Below are 15,525 nucleotides of genomic sequence, written 5' to 3'. Positions count from 1 at the left end.
CATGAACGGTTCAACCGTTCGTTCCGCAACAGCCACGACCAGGGCCTCCCGTGAGGGTCCGCATGGGACGCTGACCCTCACTTCGGAAGTTACCTGCGTCCGGCGGTTCGTGCAGGCAGCCACACAGGTGATTCGCCAAACCGTCATCTCACTGTCGATCTCCTGAAACACACCCTGAGCAACCGTGACACTGCGTGAGCAGGTATAGGAGGTTCCCACCCGATGGTGTCAGCCGCCGAAGCGCCGGTGCCGCCAGGCATAGTCACGCATGGCCCGCAGGAAGTCGACCCGGCGGAACGCGGGCCAGAAGGCCTCGGTGAACCAGAACTCCGAATGCGCCGACTGCCACAACAGGAATCCGGAAAGCCGCTGCTCACCGGAGGTCCGGATGATCAGATCAGGGTCCGGCTGGCCGGAGGTGTACATGTGCTCGGAGATGTGGTCGACGTCGAGGATCTTCGCCAGCTCGTAGATCGTCGTGCCCTCGTCGGCGTGCTGCAGCAGCAGCTTGCGCACGGCGTCGGCGATCTCCTGCCGTCCGCCGTAACCGACGGCGATGTTGACCTCCATGCCCGTCCGGTCCTCGGTGCGGGCGGCCGCGGCGGTCAGGCTGGCCGAGACTTCGGCGGGCAGCAGGTCGAGCGCGCCGACGATCCGCAGCCGCCAGGGCGTCTCCGGCCCGGCCAGCTCGTCGGTGACATCGGTGATGATCTTGAGCAGCGGGCTGAGCTCCTCGGGCGCCCGGCCGAGGTTGTCGGTCGACAGCAGCCACATGGTGACCACCTCGACCTCGGCCTCGCGGCACCAGCTCAGGAAGTCGGCGATCTTCTTCGCGCCCGCGCGGTGCCCGTCGGCGACGTCGCTGAACCCGGCTTCACGGGCCCACCGCCGATTGCCGTCGAGCATGATCGCGATATGACGTGGATGCTTGCCGGCGGCCTGCTGGATCAGCCGCCGCCCGTAGGCGCTGTACAGGACGTCGGACAGAAAGGACCGGACACTCACGTCAACGGAGGGTACGCACCCGGCGGGAAGGGGTGCGACGCGCCACGAACACTGGCCAAAAACCTACGCTGCCGTAACCTGGAAGAGTGAGCGTAGCGACCGAACCCCAGCCGTCCGGCTCGACGCCCGTGGTGGACACCCGCCCGCGGATGCGGGGCCACCTCCACTTCTGGACTTTCTTCGGCGCCCTCGCGGGGGCCGCCAGCCTGATCAGCCTGGCGGCATCGACGGTTTCGGCCAGGGCCGCGCTGGCGACCTCGATCTACGGCCTGACGATCCTCGGCCTGTTCGGCGTCAGCGCGCTCTACCACCGCAAGCTCTGGAGCCCCCGCGCGTACCAGTGGATGAAACGCGCCGACCACTCGATGATCTTCCTGTTCATCGCGGGCACGTACACCCCGTTCGCCCTGCTGGCGATGCCCCAGCCGCTGGGCTACATCATCCTGGCCGTGGTCTGGGGCGGCGCGATCGGCGGCGTCACCCTCAAGATGCTCTGGCCGGACGCGCCGCGCTGGGTCGGCGTCCCGATCTACATCGCACTGGGCTGGGTCGCGGTCTTCGTCTTCCCCGAACTCGCCTCCCACGCGGGTATCGCCGCGGTGGTCCTCCTCGCGGTCGGCGGCCTGTTCTACACCGCGGGCGCGATCTTCTACGCGACCAAATGGCCCAACCACTGGCCGAACACCTTCGGCTACCACGAGTTCTTCCACGCCTGCACGGTGCTGGCGGCGATCTCGCACTACATCGCGATCTGGCTGGCCGTCTACTCCTGACGGCGGCACCGGCGCTCCCGGTCCACGATCGCCCGGTCTATGTGAGACACACAGTCACCGCACATGTACTGCAGGAACGATCTCCGGCAAGCCGTGGGACATGATCACCGCACAGCGGGACAGCACCGGCACAAGCTCCCCGCCATGGCGCGCGAGTCCGAGACCTACTGTGGCCGGATTCCGTCACCCCTGAGCACCAGGCACTGTTCCTGGTCGAGCGCCCGCGCTTCATCAAAGACTTGACCGCCAAGGCCTCCACGGGCACGAGGATCAGCGTGGCCTTGCGTGGCAAGGAAGAGCAACTCGGCGACGGGACGTTACCCGCGCGGATCCGCTACGCCCTGGTGTCCTACCGGCCGCTGATCGGCGTGGGGAACGTCGAGACGCGGTTCCAGGGGGGCTCACGCGCCGTCGCTGCACCTGCGCAGGTTGTCAGCCGGGGACCTGCTCGAGACCTACTCCGAGAGCTTCGAAGCCGTGTGGAACCTCGCCAAGCCCGCCACCTCCAAAACGGTCCACTTCACGTAGTTCCCAGCCGTGCTGCGCGGGATGATCCGCCTGACCTGGACAGACACAAGGTTGTTACCCCTGGCACAAGAAAGTGCCCTCTTCCGCCGGACACACCCGGCGTCCAAGGTGGACAGCGTGACCACCACGAAGAACTCCGGACCGCCGCCCCGCACGCTCCAGGACGCCGAGCTCGAGAAGCTGCTCGCCGGAAGCGTCATGGGCGCACTCGCCACGAACAAGCGCAGCGGGCACCCGCACCTGTCGACCGTTGCCTACCAGTGGGACCCGGCGGAGCGGGTCATCCGGATCGGGACCACCGCGGACCGGATCAAGGTCAAGCAACTGCGCACCAATCCCAAGACCTCGCTCTACGTCTCCAGCCCGGACTTCCTGTCGTTCGTCGTCGCCGAGGGCGAGGCCGAGCTGTCCGACGTCACTACCGTGCCAGGCGACGCCGCAGGGCAGGAGATCCTCGCGATGCAGCCGCCGATGGCGGATCCGGCCGAGTTCCTCGAGATCATGGTCGCTGAGCGTCGACTCGTCATCCGGCTCCACGTCAGCCGCCTCTACGGCACCGCCCTCGACATCCCCGGCTGAACCCGAAGGTCCCTGAAGGCCACCATGACGGCGTTAAACGCCGTCATGGTGGCCTTCAGGGGCAAGTCGGGCTCAGGGCCGCAGCATCGGCGCGGCCAGGAACTGCTCGGGGACCGCGAACGCGTCCACCAGGGTCCGCGCGTGGGGGCGCAGGTCGGCACAGAGGGCGTTCACCGCCGCGATCACCGCCTTGGAGCGGCCCGCGGTGAGGCGGCCGTGCTCCAGGAACCACGCGCGGTCCGCCTCGATGTTCGACAGCGCGTAGAGATCGCACACCCGCTCGAGCAGTACCTTCGCCTCGGCGTCCTCGCAGCGGCCGATCGCGGCGACGAACGCCTCCAGCACCAGGCGGTCGACGTGGGCGTGGCCCGCGCGCAGCACGTGGTCCTGCGCCGCGTTGAAGACGCCGAACGGGTCCTTGCCCGCCTTGCGCAGCCGGTTGGCGACGCCTTCGAGGACGTGCTCCTCACGGTCTTCGAACAGCTTCAGGTGCCACTCGCGGTCGAACAGGACGTCGCCGTCGTCGGCCTCGGTGAGGCGCTCGACGACCTTGCGCGCGGCCGTCCGCTCGATCACCGCGCCGACCAGCTGCTCGGCGACGAACCTCGCGGTGGCGAGCGGGCTCAGGTCCTCGAAGTGTTCCTTGTAGCTGGTCAGAAGTCCTTTCGCGACCAGTTGCATGAGGACGGTGTTGTCACCCTCGAACGTCGTGAAGACGTCCGTGTCGGCTTTCAGCCCGGCCAGCAGGTTCTCCGACAGGTACCCCGAACCGCCGCAGGCCTCGCGCGCGGCCTGGATCGTGTGGGTCGCGTGCCAGGTGTTCGCCGCCTTGAGCCCGGCCGCGTACGACTCGAGCTCGCGCTGCTCCTCCTCGGGCGCGTCGGGGGCGATGTCGTGCAGCTTGGCGACCAGTCCCTCCTGCGCGAAGTGCAGCGCGTACGTCTTCGCCAGCGCGGGCAGCAGTTTCCGCTGGTGGCCGAGGTAGTCGAGGATCACGACCTCCTCGCCGTCCGGTTTGCTGAACTGCCGCCGCAACTCGGCGTAACGGACGGCGAGGGCGAGTGCGCGTTTCGTCGCGCTGCCCGCGCTGCCGCCGACGCTGACCCGGCCTCGGATCAGCGTGCCGAGCATCGTGAAGAACCGGCGGCCGTCACTCTCGATCGGGCTCGCATACGTACCGTCCTCGGCGACGTCACCGAATCGGTTGAGCAGCGCGTCGCGGGGTACCCGCATCTGGGTGAACGTCAGCCTGCCGTTGTCGACGCCGTTGAGCCCGGCCTTGCGCCCGCAGTCCTCGATCCGCACGCCGGGCGCGGGCTCGCCGTCCTCACCGCGGATCGGCACCAGGAACGCGTGCACGCCCCGCGACTCGCCCTGCGTGACGAGCTGCGCGAAGACCACGGCCAGGTGCCCGTCGCGCGCGGCGTTGCCGATGTACTCCTTGGTCGCGCCCTCGTCCGGGCTGTGCAGGACGAACTCTCCCCTGCCGGGCGCGTAGGTCGCGGTCGTGCGCAGGTGCTGGACGTCCGAGCCGTGGCCGTGTTCGGTCATCGCGAAACAGCCGAGCAGGTCGACGTCCTTGATCCGGCGCAGGTACCGCTCGTGGTGACGCTCGGTGCCCAGTAGCTGCACCGCTCCCCCGAACAGGCCCCACTGCACGCCGGCCTTGACCATCAGTGACAGATCGCCGAAGCCCAGCATCTCGAACGCGATGACCGAACCGCCGACGTCGCTCCCGCCGCCGTACGCCTTGTCGAAGCCGAGACCGGGCCGGTCCGTGCGGGCGAGCTCGCGCAGCTGCTCGAGGACCTGGGCGCGGTGCGGCTCGATGTCGAGGTCGACCGGGTCGCGGAACTGCTCGCCCGACATCTGCGCGCGAACCCCGCGGCGGAGTTCGCTCCAGCGTCCGTCCAGGACGGCGGTCACCGCGTCCTGGTCGACCTTCGCGGGCACAGGCGGGGTTTCCACGGCTCCTCCGAATGGGTGAGGCAGGCTGACTACTCACTGGTAACCAGACTGCCGCACTCCACACTGGACCGCAGGCTGAATCAGGCAGGTTTACCGTTGATGGTGACGTTGGTGAACTTGACCTCGTCGACGTACCTGAGGCTACTGGCCGGGTCCGAGACGCCCGCGAACCCGCAGTTAGTGACGGTCAGGCCGCGGACGTGCGAGTTCGGCAAGCCGCTGACGTCGAAGGCCCTCTGCCCGCACTGGGTGCAGAGTTGCCGCGAAGGCGGAGCCACGGCACGGACCGTGTCGTTGGTACATAAGCACTCTACGGGTTTTCCGGCCACCGGGTCCAGGGCCTTTACCGCAGCACGGGCAGCGGGGAACGCTGGGAGCGGCCGGTCGCGGCCTCGATCAGGTCGACGGGCGGAGCGAGCTCGGCCAGCAGCAGCGCGGTGTCCCTGAGCGCCGCCGGCGGCACGTCCGGCGGCAGGCGCAGCGCACGCTGGACGTCGAGGAGGTGCACGGTCGCTTCCATCAGGACCATCCGGCTCCCCTCCGCGACGGTGACGACCAGCCCGGTGGAGCCCCACCGCATGCGCCGGGCCGCGTCGATCCCCCGCAGCCGCTCCACCGCGCGGGGCCCGTGAACGCCGTAGACGTCGGCCAGTTCCTGCCTGGTGTGCTGAGCGGCTTCGTCGACCGCGCGGGTCTCGACGGCGTCGGCCATCGTGTGCGCCAAACCCTCCGGCGCATTGAAGCTCCGGAGGGCTTCCACCGCTGTAACGGGCTCGCCGTCCGGCTCGGCCGACGACCCCGGCGGAGCGCTCAGGGTCAGCGGGAACAGGGAATGGTGCGTGTACAGTGCGGCCACATCCCAGCCGACGCACCGGGATTCGGCCGTCCACTGGTCTTCGGTCAAGCTCCGGCCGGTCTCGGCCCAGACCTGCCACGTCCGCTCCAGGGCGGCCAGCCTGCCGCGGTAAACCTCGTCCATGCCCTCGACTTTGCCATCGATATTGCCATCGATATCACCGAGGTCGCCAGCACAGATCAAGCCACCGCGGCAGCTCTGCCCCCTTCGGACTCAGCTCAGCTCCGGGCCCTTCGTGCGGAGGTCGTCGACCTTGCCCATGGCCTCACGCAGCTCGGCGAGCCAGGTGTCGGCGTGCTCCCCGACCAGCCGCACCGCCCAGGCCAGCGCCTCCGAGCGGGAGCGCGCCACCCCGGCGTTGACCAGGGTGTCGAGCACCAGCCGCTCCGGCTGCCGCAACCGGGTCATCACCGGGGCGGACAGCGTGGTGAACAGCTCCTCGGTACCGCCGAGCCGGGCGCCCCAGGCGACCTTGCGCTGGTAGCGGTGCTCGGCCTGGCGCGCGATCTCGATGCGCTCGTCGCGGGTGTCCTCACGGAACCGGCTGATCCGCCCGTCCTCGGCCGCGGCGCGCGCGGCGTCGTCGGCGAATTCGCCGGTCAGCGCGGGGAGCTCCCCGACGAGGACGATCTCGTCCCGGTCGACGGTGACCTCGGGCGCACCGGTGAACCAGCCGTCCGGGAGCCGCCCGGCGAACCAGGCCGCCGCGTCGTCCGCCGGGGGAATCTCGGACTGCTGCCAGCCGCCCCGGCCTTTCCAACCACCTCGAACCATCCGACCCACCATCCTGACCTCAACGATTACATGATTACAACACTACGAACGCTACGCCGAATACACCCTCCCTAACCCCGTGTTCACCCCCAGCGGAACCGCAACCACCGTCAAAAGCCTCTGAAGGCCACCTTGAGGGACCTAGAGTCCCTCAAGGTGGCCTTCAGAGGCATTCAGACCTCTACAAGACCCGCCCACGACAACCGGGCCAGCCAGAACCAGCCACCGCTGTTTGCCCCAGGCACAGCGTCTCCGCGAGCTCTGCGAGGGGAGACTTCACCGCCGCGCGCCCTCTTTCAGGCCCGCCAGGGCCTCCCAACTCGCGACGGCAGGTCGCCCCCCTTAAAGACAAACCCGCACTTACGTACATAGTCAGGGGCGATCTGGCGGCGCGAGTTCGTGAGCGCGCCGGCCAAAAAACAGAGCAGCCGAAGTCGTGACGGGGCGGTCGCAGACATAGCCCCGGCAGACGTAGGCGGCCGGGGCGCCGTCGACCAGGGGGCGGTCGGCGAGGAGGGGGACGCCGGGGGCGTTGGGGGCGCCCGCGAGGACGATGCCGCCGCCGTGGATCCCGCGGGCGGCCGCGGTGCGGAGTTCGTCGGCGGGCTCGCCGACGACGGCGACCTGCACCGGGCCCGCCTGCAGGGCCTCGGCGACCGCGAGCCAGTGCCCGGCGAAGCGGGGTGCGCGGCCAGCGAGCAGGCCGACGCGGCTCAATGCCTGCTCAGCGGCTTCCCGGTAACGAGACGCGTGTGCGGCCCCGGCCAGCGCGGACGCCGTCAGCAAGGCCTCGGCGAGTGCCGAAGCACCCGAAGGGCTCGCGTTGTCGGTCGGGTCGGCGGGGCGCTGGACCAGCGTCTCCGCGTCGTCCGCGGTGTCGTGGTACGCCCCCGGCGCGCCCTCGACCGCGAACCGCTTCAGCGCGACGTCGAGCAACGCTGTCGCCTCCGTCAGCCATCGCGGCTCGCCAGTCGCCTGGTGCAGCGCGAGCAGGCCCTCCGCGAAGCACGCGTAGTCCTCCAGCACGCCTGCCGCCTCGCCGACGACGCCGTTGCGCGAGCTGCGGCGCAGGCGACCGTCCACCAAGTGCAGGTCCAGCAACAACTCCGCGGCGCCACGGCCCAGTTCGATCCACTGTGGACGTCCGAACGCGACACCCGCCTCGGCGAGCGCGGTGATCGCCAGGCCGTTCCACGACGCGACGACCTTGTCGTCCCGGCCGGGCTGCGGCCGCTCGGCCCGCGCCGCCAGCAGCGCGGACGAAACGCGCTCGAACCGCTCGGCGTCGGTCGGATCCGTCGGCAGCTGGAGCGTGGAGGCGCCCTCTTCGAAGGTCCCCTGCTTGGTGACCTTGAACAACAAAGCAGCCCACTCGCCGTCTTCGTCACCGAGCACCTCACGCAGCTGCGCGGGCGTCCAGGCGTACGTCAGGCCCTCGACGCCGTCGGTGTCCGCGTCCAGCGAAGACGCGAAGCCGCCCTGCTCGGTCAGCAGGCCCTCGGCCAGGAACGAAACGGTGCCCTCGGTGACCCGGAGCGCCGTGGCAGACCCGGTGCGCCGGGCGAGGTGCGCGTAGAAACGGAGCAGCAAACCGTTGTCGTACAACATCTTCTCGAAGTGCGGGACCACCCAGCCCGCGTCCACCGTGTACCGCGCGAAGCCGCCCGCGAGCTGGTCGTAGATCCCGCCGCGCGCCATCGCCTCGGCGGCGTCGGTGACCACGCCGAGCGCCTCCGCCGACCCGGTCCGCTCGTGATGACGCAGCAGGAACTCCAGCGCCATCGACGGCGGGAACTTGGGCGCGCCGCCGAAACCGCCGTGCACGGGGTCGGCGTCGTCCCGCAGCTTCTCCACGGCCTCGGCCAGCACCGCGACGTCCACAACGGACTCGGCCAGCGGGCCGCTCTGCTCGGTCAGGTGCGTGATGAGCTGCTGGGCACCCGCGCGCAGCTCGTCGGGCCGCTCGGTCCACGCCTCGGCGGCCGCGACGAGCAGCTGCGGGAACGACGGCATCCCCGGCCGCGGCGTCGGCGGGTAGTAGGTGCCGCAGTGGAACGGCTCACCGTCCGGGGTCAGGAAACAGGTCATCGGCCAGCCGCCCTGGCCGGTCATCGCCTGCGTGGCGGCCATGTACACCGCGTCGATGTCCGGCCGCTCCTCGCGGTCGACCTTGATGTTGACGTAGTTGGCGTTCATCAGCGTCGCCGTGGCCTCGTCCTCGAAGGACTCGTGGGCCATCACGTGACACCAGTGACACGCCGCGTAGCCGATGGAAAGCAGGATCGGCACGTTGCGGCGGCGCGCCTCGGCCAGCGCTTCTTCGCCCCACTGCCACCAGTCGACGGGGTTCTCGGCGTGCTGCAGCAGGTACGGACTGGTCGCGGACGCGAGTCGGTTCGCCATGTGCCTAGCGTCGCACGCACCGAAAACAGCGCGTGCCCGCCGCCGCACTAGGGCACACTGCGGGAGTGCTACTCACGATCACCACCACCCATGTTCCCGCCACGGACCTGGGCTTTCTCCTGCACAAACACCCGGAGAAGGCCCAGACGTTCGAGCTCGCGGCCGGGACGACGCACGTGTTCTACCCGCGGGCTTCGGAAGAGCTCTGCACGGCTGCGCTGCTGCTGGAGATGGACCCGATCGCGCTGGTACGGGGCGGCGGGACCTCGCTCACCCAGTACGTGAACGACCGGCCCTACGCCGCCGGGTCGCACCTCGCGGTCGCCCTTCGCACGGTGTTCAACACCGCCATGGCAGGCCGCTGCGACAAGCGTCCCGAGCTGGTCACGCAGGAGATCCCGCTCGAGATCCACGTGCCCTCGCTCGTCTCCCGGGGCGGGCCCGAGCTCGTCGAGAAGCTGTTCGCGCCGCTGGGCTGGCAGGTCGAGGCCACGCCGATCGCCCTCGACGCCGAGGTGCTGCCGGACGCGGTTTCTCGCTATGTCGACTTACGGCTCACCGGCACGCTCAAGCTGTCCGAGGCGCTCAACCACCTCTACGTGCTGCTGCCCGCCCTTGACGGCGACAAGCACTACTGGGTCGGGCAGGACGAGGCCGAGAAGCTGCTTCGCGCCGGTGAAGGCTGGCTCTCGACACACCCGGAACGCGAACTCATCACCAATCGCTATCTGGAACGCCGCCGCGAGTACGTCAACTTCGCGATGGAACGACTGTCCGAGTTGGACGATCTTCCCGAGGAGCCGCTCGACGAAGCGCCCGAGGAGAAGGAACGCCGTCAGCCGCTCGCCGTCCAGCGTCAGGGCAGTGTGCTCGCGGCGTTGCGCGCGGCAGGGGCGCACCGCGTACTGGACCTCGGCTGCGGGAGCGGCGCGCTGCTGCGCGTGCTCCAGCAGGAGCGGTCCTTCACCGAGATCGTCGGTCTCGACGTCTCGGCCGGCGCGCTCGACCTGGCCGAAAAACGGCTCAAGCTGGGCAGGCTGCCCGAGCACCAGCGCGGACGGCTCACGCTGCGCCAGTCCGCGCTGACCTACGCCGACCCGTCGCTGGCGGGCTACGACGCCGCCGTGCTGATGGAGGTCATCGAGCACGTCGACGAGGAACGGTTGCCCGCGCTGGAGCACGCCGTCTTCACCGTCGCGCGGCCGCGCACGGTGATCGTCACGACCCCGAACGCCGAGTACAACCCGCTGTTCGAGTTCCTGGAGGAGGGCTGTTTCCGGCACGCGGACCACCGGTTCGAGTGGACGCGCGAGCAGTTCCGCGAGTGGGCGGACGGCGTCGCGTCGCGACGCGGCTACGACGTCCGGTACCTGCCGGTGGGACAGGAAGACGACCAATCAGGACCGCCGACCCAGATGGCGGTCTTCACCAGCCGAGAGGAGGTCGCGGCATGAAGGTCACGATCCCGGACATGTCCCTCGTCGTGCTCGTCGGCGCCTCCGGCTCCGGCAAGTCGACGTTCGCCCGCGAGCATTTCGCGGCTACGCAGGTGCTGTCCAGCGACACTTTCCGCGGGATGGTGTCCGACGACGACAACGACCAGTCGGCTACCGGCGACGCCTTCGAGGCGCTGCATTTCGTCGCGGCGAAGCGCCTGGCGGCGGGCCGCGTCACGGTCATCGACGCGACGAACGTGCAACGCTCTTCGCGCGCGAGCCTGCTCAGGCTGGCGAAGGAGCACGACGTCATGCCGACGGCGATCGTGCTCGACCTGCCCGAACAGGTCTGTGTGGCGCGCACCGAGGCCCGCGAGGACCGCGACTTCGGCGAGCACGTCATCCGGCGGCAGCGCAACGACTTGCGCAAGTCATTGCGGTTCCTCGAAAAGGAGGGCTTCCGCCGCGTCCACGTGCTGCGCACCGAGGAAGAGGTCGCCGAGGCGGAGATCGTCGTCGAGCGGCTGCTGAACGACCGCCGCGAGGTGACCGGGCCGTTCGACGTGATCGGCGACGTCCACGGCTGCCGCGAAGAGCTCGAAGAGCTGCTCGCCAAGCTGGGCTACGAGCCGGGCGAAAGCGGGTTGAGCCACCCCGAGGGCCGCACCGCGCTGTTCGTCGGCGATCTGGTCGACCGTGGGCCGGACACCCCCGGCGTGCTGCGGCTCGTCATGGACATGGCCGCGAGCGGCAACGCGATGGTCGTCTGCGGGAACCACGAGCAGAAGCTGGTCCGCGCGATGAAGGGCAAGAAGGTCACGGTGTCCCACGGGCTCGCCGAGTCGCTGGAGCAGCTGAGCGTGCAGGACGACGAGTTCCGCGCGAAGGCGCAGGCGTTCTGTGACGGCCTCATCGCGCACTACGTCCTCGACGGCGGCAAGCTCGTCGTCGCCCACGCCGGGCTGCCGCTGCGGTACCACGGGCGCGCTTCGGGCCGCGTACGCAGCGTCGCGCTCTACGGCGACACGACGGGCGAGACGGACGAGTACGGCCTGCCGGTCCGGCTGCCGTGGGCGCGCGACTACCGGGGCACCGCGACAGTCCTCTATGGACACACGCCGACGCTGGAACCGGAGTGGGTCAACAACACGCTGTGCCTCGACACGGGTTGCGTGTTCGGCGGCTCGCTGACCGCGATGCGCTACCCGGAGCGCGAGATCGTCTCGGTCAAGGCCAAGCAGGTCTGGTACGAGCCGGTCAAGCCGCTGGGCACACCCGAGGAGAGCTCGACGCGGCAGCACGCCGTGCTGGAGCTCGCCGACGTCACCGGCAAGCGGATACTGGAGACCCAGCACTACCGGCGCGTCACCGTTTCGGCCGAGCAGTCCGCCGCCGCGCTGGAGGTGATGAGCCGGTTCGCGCTCGACCCGCGCTGGCTGATGTACCTGCCGCCGACGATGGCGCCGTGCTCGACGTCGTCGCGCGACGACTACCTGGAGCACCCCGACGAGGCGTTCGCGGAGTTCCGGGCAGCGGGCGTGCGATCTCTGGTGTGCGAGGAAAAGCACATGGGCTCGCGGGCCGTCGTGCTGGTCTGCCGGGATGACGACGTCGCGCCGAAACGGTTCGGCATCGAGGGCGGCGGCGCGCTCTACACGCGCACCGGGCGACCGTTCTTCTCGCCGCCGCAGAACGCCGAGCTGCTCGAACGCGTCCGCCAGGCCGCGACCAAGGCGGAGCTCTGGGATGAGCTCGACACGGACTGGCTGCTGCTCGACGCCGAACTGCTGCCGTGGAGCGCCAAGGCGGGCTCGCTGATCATGGACCAGTACGCGTCCGTCGGCGCGGCCGCGCAGGCGGTCCTGCCGGTGGCGGTCGCCGAGCTGACCGCGACCTCCGCACGCGGCGTGGACGTCGGCGAGCTGCTCGCGCGGACCCGGCAGCGGGAGTCCACTGTGGACGCCTACCGCACGGCGTACCGGCGGTACTGCTGGCCGACGGACGGCCTCGACGGCGTCCGGCTCGCGCCGTTCCAGGTGCTGGCGTCGGAAGGCGCGGCACACCACGAGCGCCCGCACGCCTGGCATCTGGCACTGGCCGCCCGGCTGGCTTCCGCGGACTCGCTTTTCACCCTCACCCGGACGCTGCCGGTCGACACGACGGACCCGGAGTCGGTGGCCGCGGGCGTGCGCTGGTGGGAGGAACTGACCGGCGCGGGCGGCGAGGGCATGGTCGTCAAACCCGCCGCGAACCTGACGCGCGGCGAGCGCGGGCTGGTGCAGCCGGGGGTGAAGGTGCGCGGGCGCGAGTACCTGCGGATCATCTACGGGCCCGACTACACGACGGCGGCGAACCTGGAACGGCTGCGCAAGCGAGGGCTGCAGCGGAAGCGTTCACTCGCGCTGCGGGAGTACGCGCTCGGCCTCGAAGCACTGGATCGGGCCGCGCGCGGAGAGCCGCTGTGGCGGGTGCACGAGTGCGTGTTCGCGGTGCTGGCGATGGAGTCGGACCCGGTGGACCCGCGGCTCTGAGCCCGGCAAGTGTCATGAAAGGGTCTTTCAGGGCAAAAATTGCCCTGAAAGACCCTTTCATGACACTCAAGACGGGACGAGGGTCAAGAACCGTGGTCGGTCTTCTCCTGGCGGGACTCCGCGGCCTTCGGCTCGGCCAGAGCCTCGCCCGGGGCCTCAGCGGCGGCGGGAGCTGCGGGAGCGTCCGGCTCGTCGAAGCTCGCTGGGACGCGCTTGAGGTGTTTGGTCATGGACCTGATCAGGAACGCCACGGCGATCAGGAACAGGATGAGGACGAACAGGCCCACCGGGGAGGACTTGCCGAAGTCCTCGCCCTGGCCGCCGTTGTCACCGTCACCCGGCTGCTGTGCGAGTACCTGTGCCGCCGCCGTCACCGGGGTGACCGCGAAGAGCGGCAACGCGAGACTCATGTGCCCACCTTCTCCTTTATCCCGGCGAACAGGTCGTCCTCCGGCAGCGTGCTGTCCACCAGTGAGCGGACGAGTTCATAGTCCTCCGTCGGCCAGATTTCGCGCTGCATCTCGAGCGGCACGACGAACCAGCGGCTGGTGGGGTCGATCTGGGTGGCGTGGGCCTTGAGGGCCTCGTCACGCTGCTCGAAGTAGTCGCCGCACGGGACGCGGGTGGTGACCCGCTCCATCACGTCGGCGCGCTCAGGGTCCCAGTTCTTCAGCCACTCGTCGTACGGCGACTCGAGGCCGGCCGCCTTGAGGGCCTCGTCGAACTTCAGCATGCGGGCGCGGGAAAAGCCGTGGACGTAATAGAGCTTCAGCGGCTGCCAGGGCTCGCCGGCCTCGGGGAACTGGTCCGGCTCGGCCGCCGCGTCGAACGCCGCCATCGACACCAGGTGGGTGCGGATGTGGTCCGGGTGCGGGTAGCCGCCGTTCTCGTCGTAGGTGATGATCACGTGCGGCCGGAACTCCCGGATGACGCCGACCAGCGCCTCCGTGGACTCCTCGATCGGCACGACCGCGAACGAACCCTCCGGCAGCGGGGGCGGGGGGTCGCCCTCGGGCAGCCCGGAGTCGACGAAGCCCAGCCAGCGGTGACTCACGCCCAGGATCTTGGCCGCGTTGGCCATCTCCTCCTTGCGGATCTCCGACATGTTGGCCAGCACTTCCGGCCGGTCCATCGCGGGGTTCAGCACGCTGCCCGCTTCGCCGCCGGTGCAGGTCACGACCATGACCTCGTGCCCATCGGCGGAGTACTTGGCCATCGTGGCCGCGCCCTTGCTCGACTCGTCGTCGGGATGCGCGTGCACCGCCATCAGGCGCAGTCGCGGCGTCAACTCGGGTCCTGTCAGATCGTCAGCTCGCACCATGCTCCGAACGACCCCTTCTCATCCTATATTCCATGACCTGTTCAAGGACCCGCCTCGACCCCGCCGATCAGCCGCGCGGATACTCGGGGAGAGGCAGATTCTTCCCTCAGTGACACCATTGTCCCTGCGGGTACGACAAGACCGACCGGGAGGCCCAGGTTTGAGCGCCGGACAAGCCGCGCCCGCCGAGAGCGCCGCACACCCGGCGCTGCCTTCGGGGCGTTACGGCTCGGCCGGTCGGCAGCGCTCGAAACGCTGGCGACGCTGGCTGTTCGTGGTCATCGCCCTGCTGGTCGGCGCCACCATCGCGGTGGTCGCCTACCAGAATCTGGGTGACGGGCCGATCAGCGCGGAGCGCGTCGCGTTCAAGGAGCTTCCGGGCAACGCGATCCAAATCACCATCCAGGTGACCAGGGACGAGCCGGACAACGCCGGTGTCTGCATCGTCAGGGCACGGGACAAAACGGGTGCCGAAAGCGGCCGCCGGGAGGTCCTGGTGCGCGCGGGCGAAAAAAATGGGACGCTGACCACGGTCATCAAGAGCGTGGGCAGGCCGGTCACCGCGGATGTGTACGGTTGCTCATACGACGTACCACGGTACCTGTCAAGCTCATAGCGGCCAACGGGGTGAAACGCGCGCTCAACGCCCGCGCAACGGCGAAATGACCGGCGTCGGTCTACGCTGCCGTGCTATTCTGATCTACCGGCACGGCCCAAGACGGGCCGTGTTTTTCCTTTATCCCAGCCACGCCGGCACCTCATGCCCGCGTGGTGGCCGGCTTGTATACCCAAGCCTGGCAGGCCCGACGAGGAGATGGTGACCGTGAGCAACACACAGGTGACCTGGCTGACCCAGGATGCCTACGACAGGCTCAAGCACGAGCTCGACGAGCTCATTCAGATGCGTCCGGTCATCGCAGCGAGGATCAACGACAGCCGTGAAGAGGGCGACCTCAAAGAGAACGGCGGTTACCACGCGGCCCGTGAAGAGCAGGGCCAAGCGGAGTCCCGCATCCGGCATCTGCAGGAACTGCTGCGCGCGGCGAAGGTCGGCGAAGCTCCTGCCAATGACGGACTCGCCGAGCCGGGCAAGATCCTGACAGTGCGCTACGAGGGCGACGAACAGGACGAGGAGTTCCTGCTCGCGACCCGCGAAGAGGGCGCCGAGGGCGCACTGGACGTCTACTCCCCGAACTCGCCGCTGGGCAAGGCGCTGCTGGGCGCCAAGGAGGGTGACACCCGTTCGTACGACCTCCCCAACGGCACCACGCAGAAGGTCACGCTCGTCAAGGCGATTCCGTACAGCGGATAGGCATTGGCACCTGCGGGGCCGGTCGTAATCCATGGCCGG

Annotated in this window: 14 protein-coding genes and 1 pseudogene; 7 read left to right on the top strand and 8 right to left on the bottom strand. The window is 69.2% G+C overall.

Annotation, left to right across the window (positions count from 1 at the left end):
• Positions 1-228 precede the first annotated feature (228 nt).
• Complete coding sequence (locus tag QMK34_RS31925) at positions 229-1,005, bottom strand: isoprenyl transferase (RefSeq protein WP_326418354.1); 777 nt, start codon at positions 1,003-1,005, stop codon at positions 229-231.
• 131 nt (positions 1,006-1,136) lie between these two features.
• Here QMK34_RS31925 and trhA point away from each other — a divergent pair, with 131 nt between their 5' ends.
• From trhA to QMK34_RS31910, 3 genes and pseudogenes are all read left to right on the top strand, one after another.
• Positions 1,137-1,778, top strand: coding sequence for a PAQR family membrane homeostasis protein TrhA (gene trhA, locus QMK34_RS31920; protein WP_442785256.1), 642 nt, complete (start codon positions 1,137-1,139; stop codon positions 1,776-1,778).
• A gap of 120 nt (positions 1,779-1,898) precedes the next feature.
• Positions 1,899-2,306 (top strand): annotated as a pseudogene (locus QMK34_RS31915) (XRE family transcriptional regulator); the annotation flags it as partial.
• Between the two features lie 117 nt (positions 2,307-2,423).
• Positions 2,424-2,885 (top strand): pyridoxamine 5'-phosphate oxidase family protein, encoded by a 462-nt coding sequence (locus tag QMK34_RS31910; protein ID WP_326418353.1) that lies wholly within the window; start codon positions 2,424-2,426, stop codon positions 2,883-2,885.
• A gap of 72 nt (positions 2,886-2,957) precedes the next feature.
• Here the strand turns inward: QMK34_RS31910 and QMK34_RS31905 are convergent, their stop codons facing one another.
• From QMK34_RS31905 to QMK34_RS31885, 5 genes are all read right to left on the bottom strand, one after another.
• Positions 2,958-4,853, bottom strand: a complete 1,896-nt coding sequence (locus QMK34_RS31905; protein WP_326418352.1) for an acyl-CoA dehydrogenase family protein — start codon at positions 4,851-4,853, stop codon at positions 2,958-2,960.
• Positions 4,854-4,933: 80 nt separating this feature from the next.
• On the bottom strand, positions 4,934-5,131 hold the full coding sequence (locus tag QMK34_RS31900) for a hypothetical protein (protein ID WP_326418351.1): 198 nt from the start codon (positions 5,129-5,131) through the stop codon (positions 4,934-4,936).
• Between the two features lie 65 nt (positions 5,132-5,196).
• The gene (locus QMK34_RS31895) at positions 5,197-5,832 is read right to left on the bottom strand and encodes a maleylpyruvate isomerase N-terminal domain-containing protein (protein ID WP_326418350.1); all 636 of its coding nucleotides are present in this window, start codon (positions 5,830-5,832) and stop codon (positions 5,197-5,199) included.
• A 90-nt stretch (positions 5,833-5,922) separates the two neighbouring features.
• Positions 5,923-6,483 carry a hypothetical protein gene (locus QMK34_RS31890; protein WP_326418349.1) on the bottom strand — a complete coding sequence of 187 codons (561 nt, stop codon included), beginning with the start codon at positions 6,481-6,483 and terminating at the stop codon, positions 5,923-5,925.
• Positions 6,484-6,855: 372 nt separating this feature from the next.
• A complete protein-coding gene (locus tag QMK34_RS31885) occupies positions 6,856-8,886 on the bottom strand; it encodes a thioredoxin domain-containing protein (RefSeq protein ID WP_326418348.1) in 2,031 nt (676 codons plus the stop codon).
• A gap of 65 nt (positions 8,887-8,951) precedes the next feature.
• Between QMK34_RS31885 and QMK34_RS31880 the strand changes: the two genes are divergently transcribed.
• Together QMK34_RS31880 and QMK34_RS31875 are read left to right on the top strand one after the other, a co-directional pair.
• Positions 8,952-10,340 (top strand): 3' terminal RNA ribose 2'-O-methyltransferase Hen1, encoded by a 1,389-nt coding sequence (locus QMK34_RS31880; RefSeq protein ID WP_326418347.1) that lies wholly within the window; start codon positions 8,952-8,954, stop codon positions 10,338-10,340.
• Positions 10,337-12,853 carry a polynucleotide kinase-phosphatase gene (locus QMK34_RS31875; protein ID WP_326418346.1) on the top strand — a complete coding sequence of 839 codons (2,517 nt, stop codon included), beginning with the start codon at positions 10,337-10,339 and terminating at the stop codon, positions 12,851-12,853. The genes QMK34_RS31880 and QMK34_RS31875 overlap by 4 nt, the downstream gene beginning before the upstream one ends.
• A gap of 83 nt (positions 12,854-12,936) precedes the next feature.
• On the opposite strand, the gene QMK34_RS31870 is transcribed toward QMK34_RS31875, so the two are convergent.
• Together QMK34_RS31870 and mca are read right to left on the bottom strand one after the other, a co-directional pair.
• On the bottom strand, positions 12,937-13,263 hold the full coding sequence (locus tag QMK34_RS31870; RefSeq protein WP_326418345.1) for a hypothetical protein: 327 nt from the start codon (positions 13,261-13,263) through the stop codon (positions 12,937-12,939).
• Entirely contained in the window at positions 13,260-14,174 is a 915-nt protein-coding gene (gene mca, locus QMK34_RS31865) for a mycothiol conjugate amidase Mca (protein WP_326418344.1), read from the bottom strand. The genes QMK34_RS31870 and mca overlap by 4 nt, the downstream gene beginning before the upstream one ends.
• Before the next feature lie 160 nt (positions 14,175-14,334).
• On the opposite strand from mca, the gene QMK34_RS31860 reads away from it, so the two are divergent.
• Together QMK34_RS31860 and greA are read left to right on the top strand one after the other, a co-directional pair.
• Positions 14,335-14,790: a DUF4307 domain-containing protein gene (locus QMK34_RS31860; RefSeq protein ID WP_326418343.1), complete on the top strand. Its 456-nt coding sequence runs from the start codon at positions 14,335-14,337 to the stop codon at positions 14,788-14,790.
• A 198-nt stretch (positions 14,791-14,988) separates the two neighbouring features.
• A complete protein-coding gene (gene greA, locus QMK34_RS31855; RefSeq protein ID WP_326418342.1) occupies positions 14,989-15,486 on the top strand; it encodes a transcription elongation factor GreA in 498 nt (165 codons plus the stop codon).
• The last annotated feature ends 39 nt before the right edge of the window (positions 15,487-15,525 follow it).

The sequence above is a fragment of the Amycolatopsis sp. H20-H5 genome, from assembly GCF_035828755.1.
Taxonomy (GTDB): domain Bacteria; phylum Actinomycetota; class Actinomycetes; order Mycobacteriales; family Pseudonocardiaceae; genus Amycolatopsis.
Note: the sequence above shows the minus strand (reverse complement) of the source record. Positions and strands in the feature narration are given on the sequence as shown.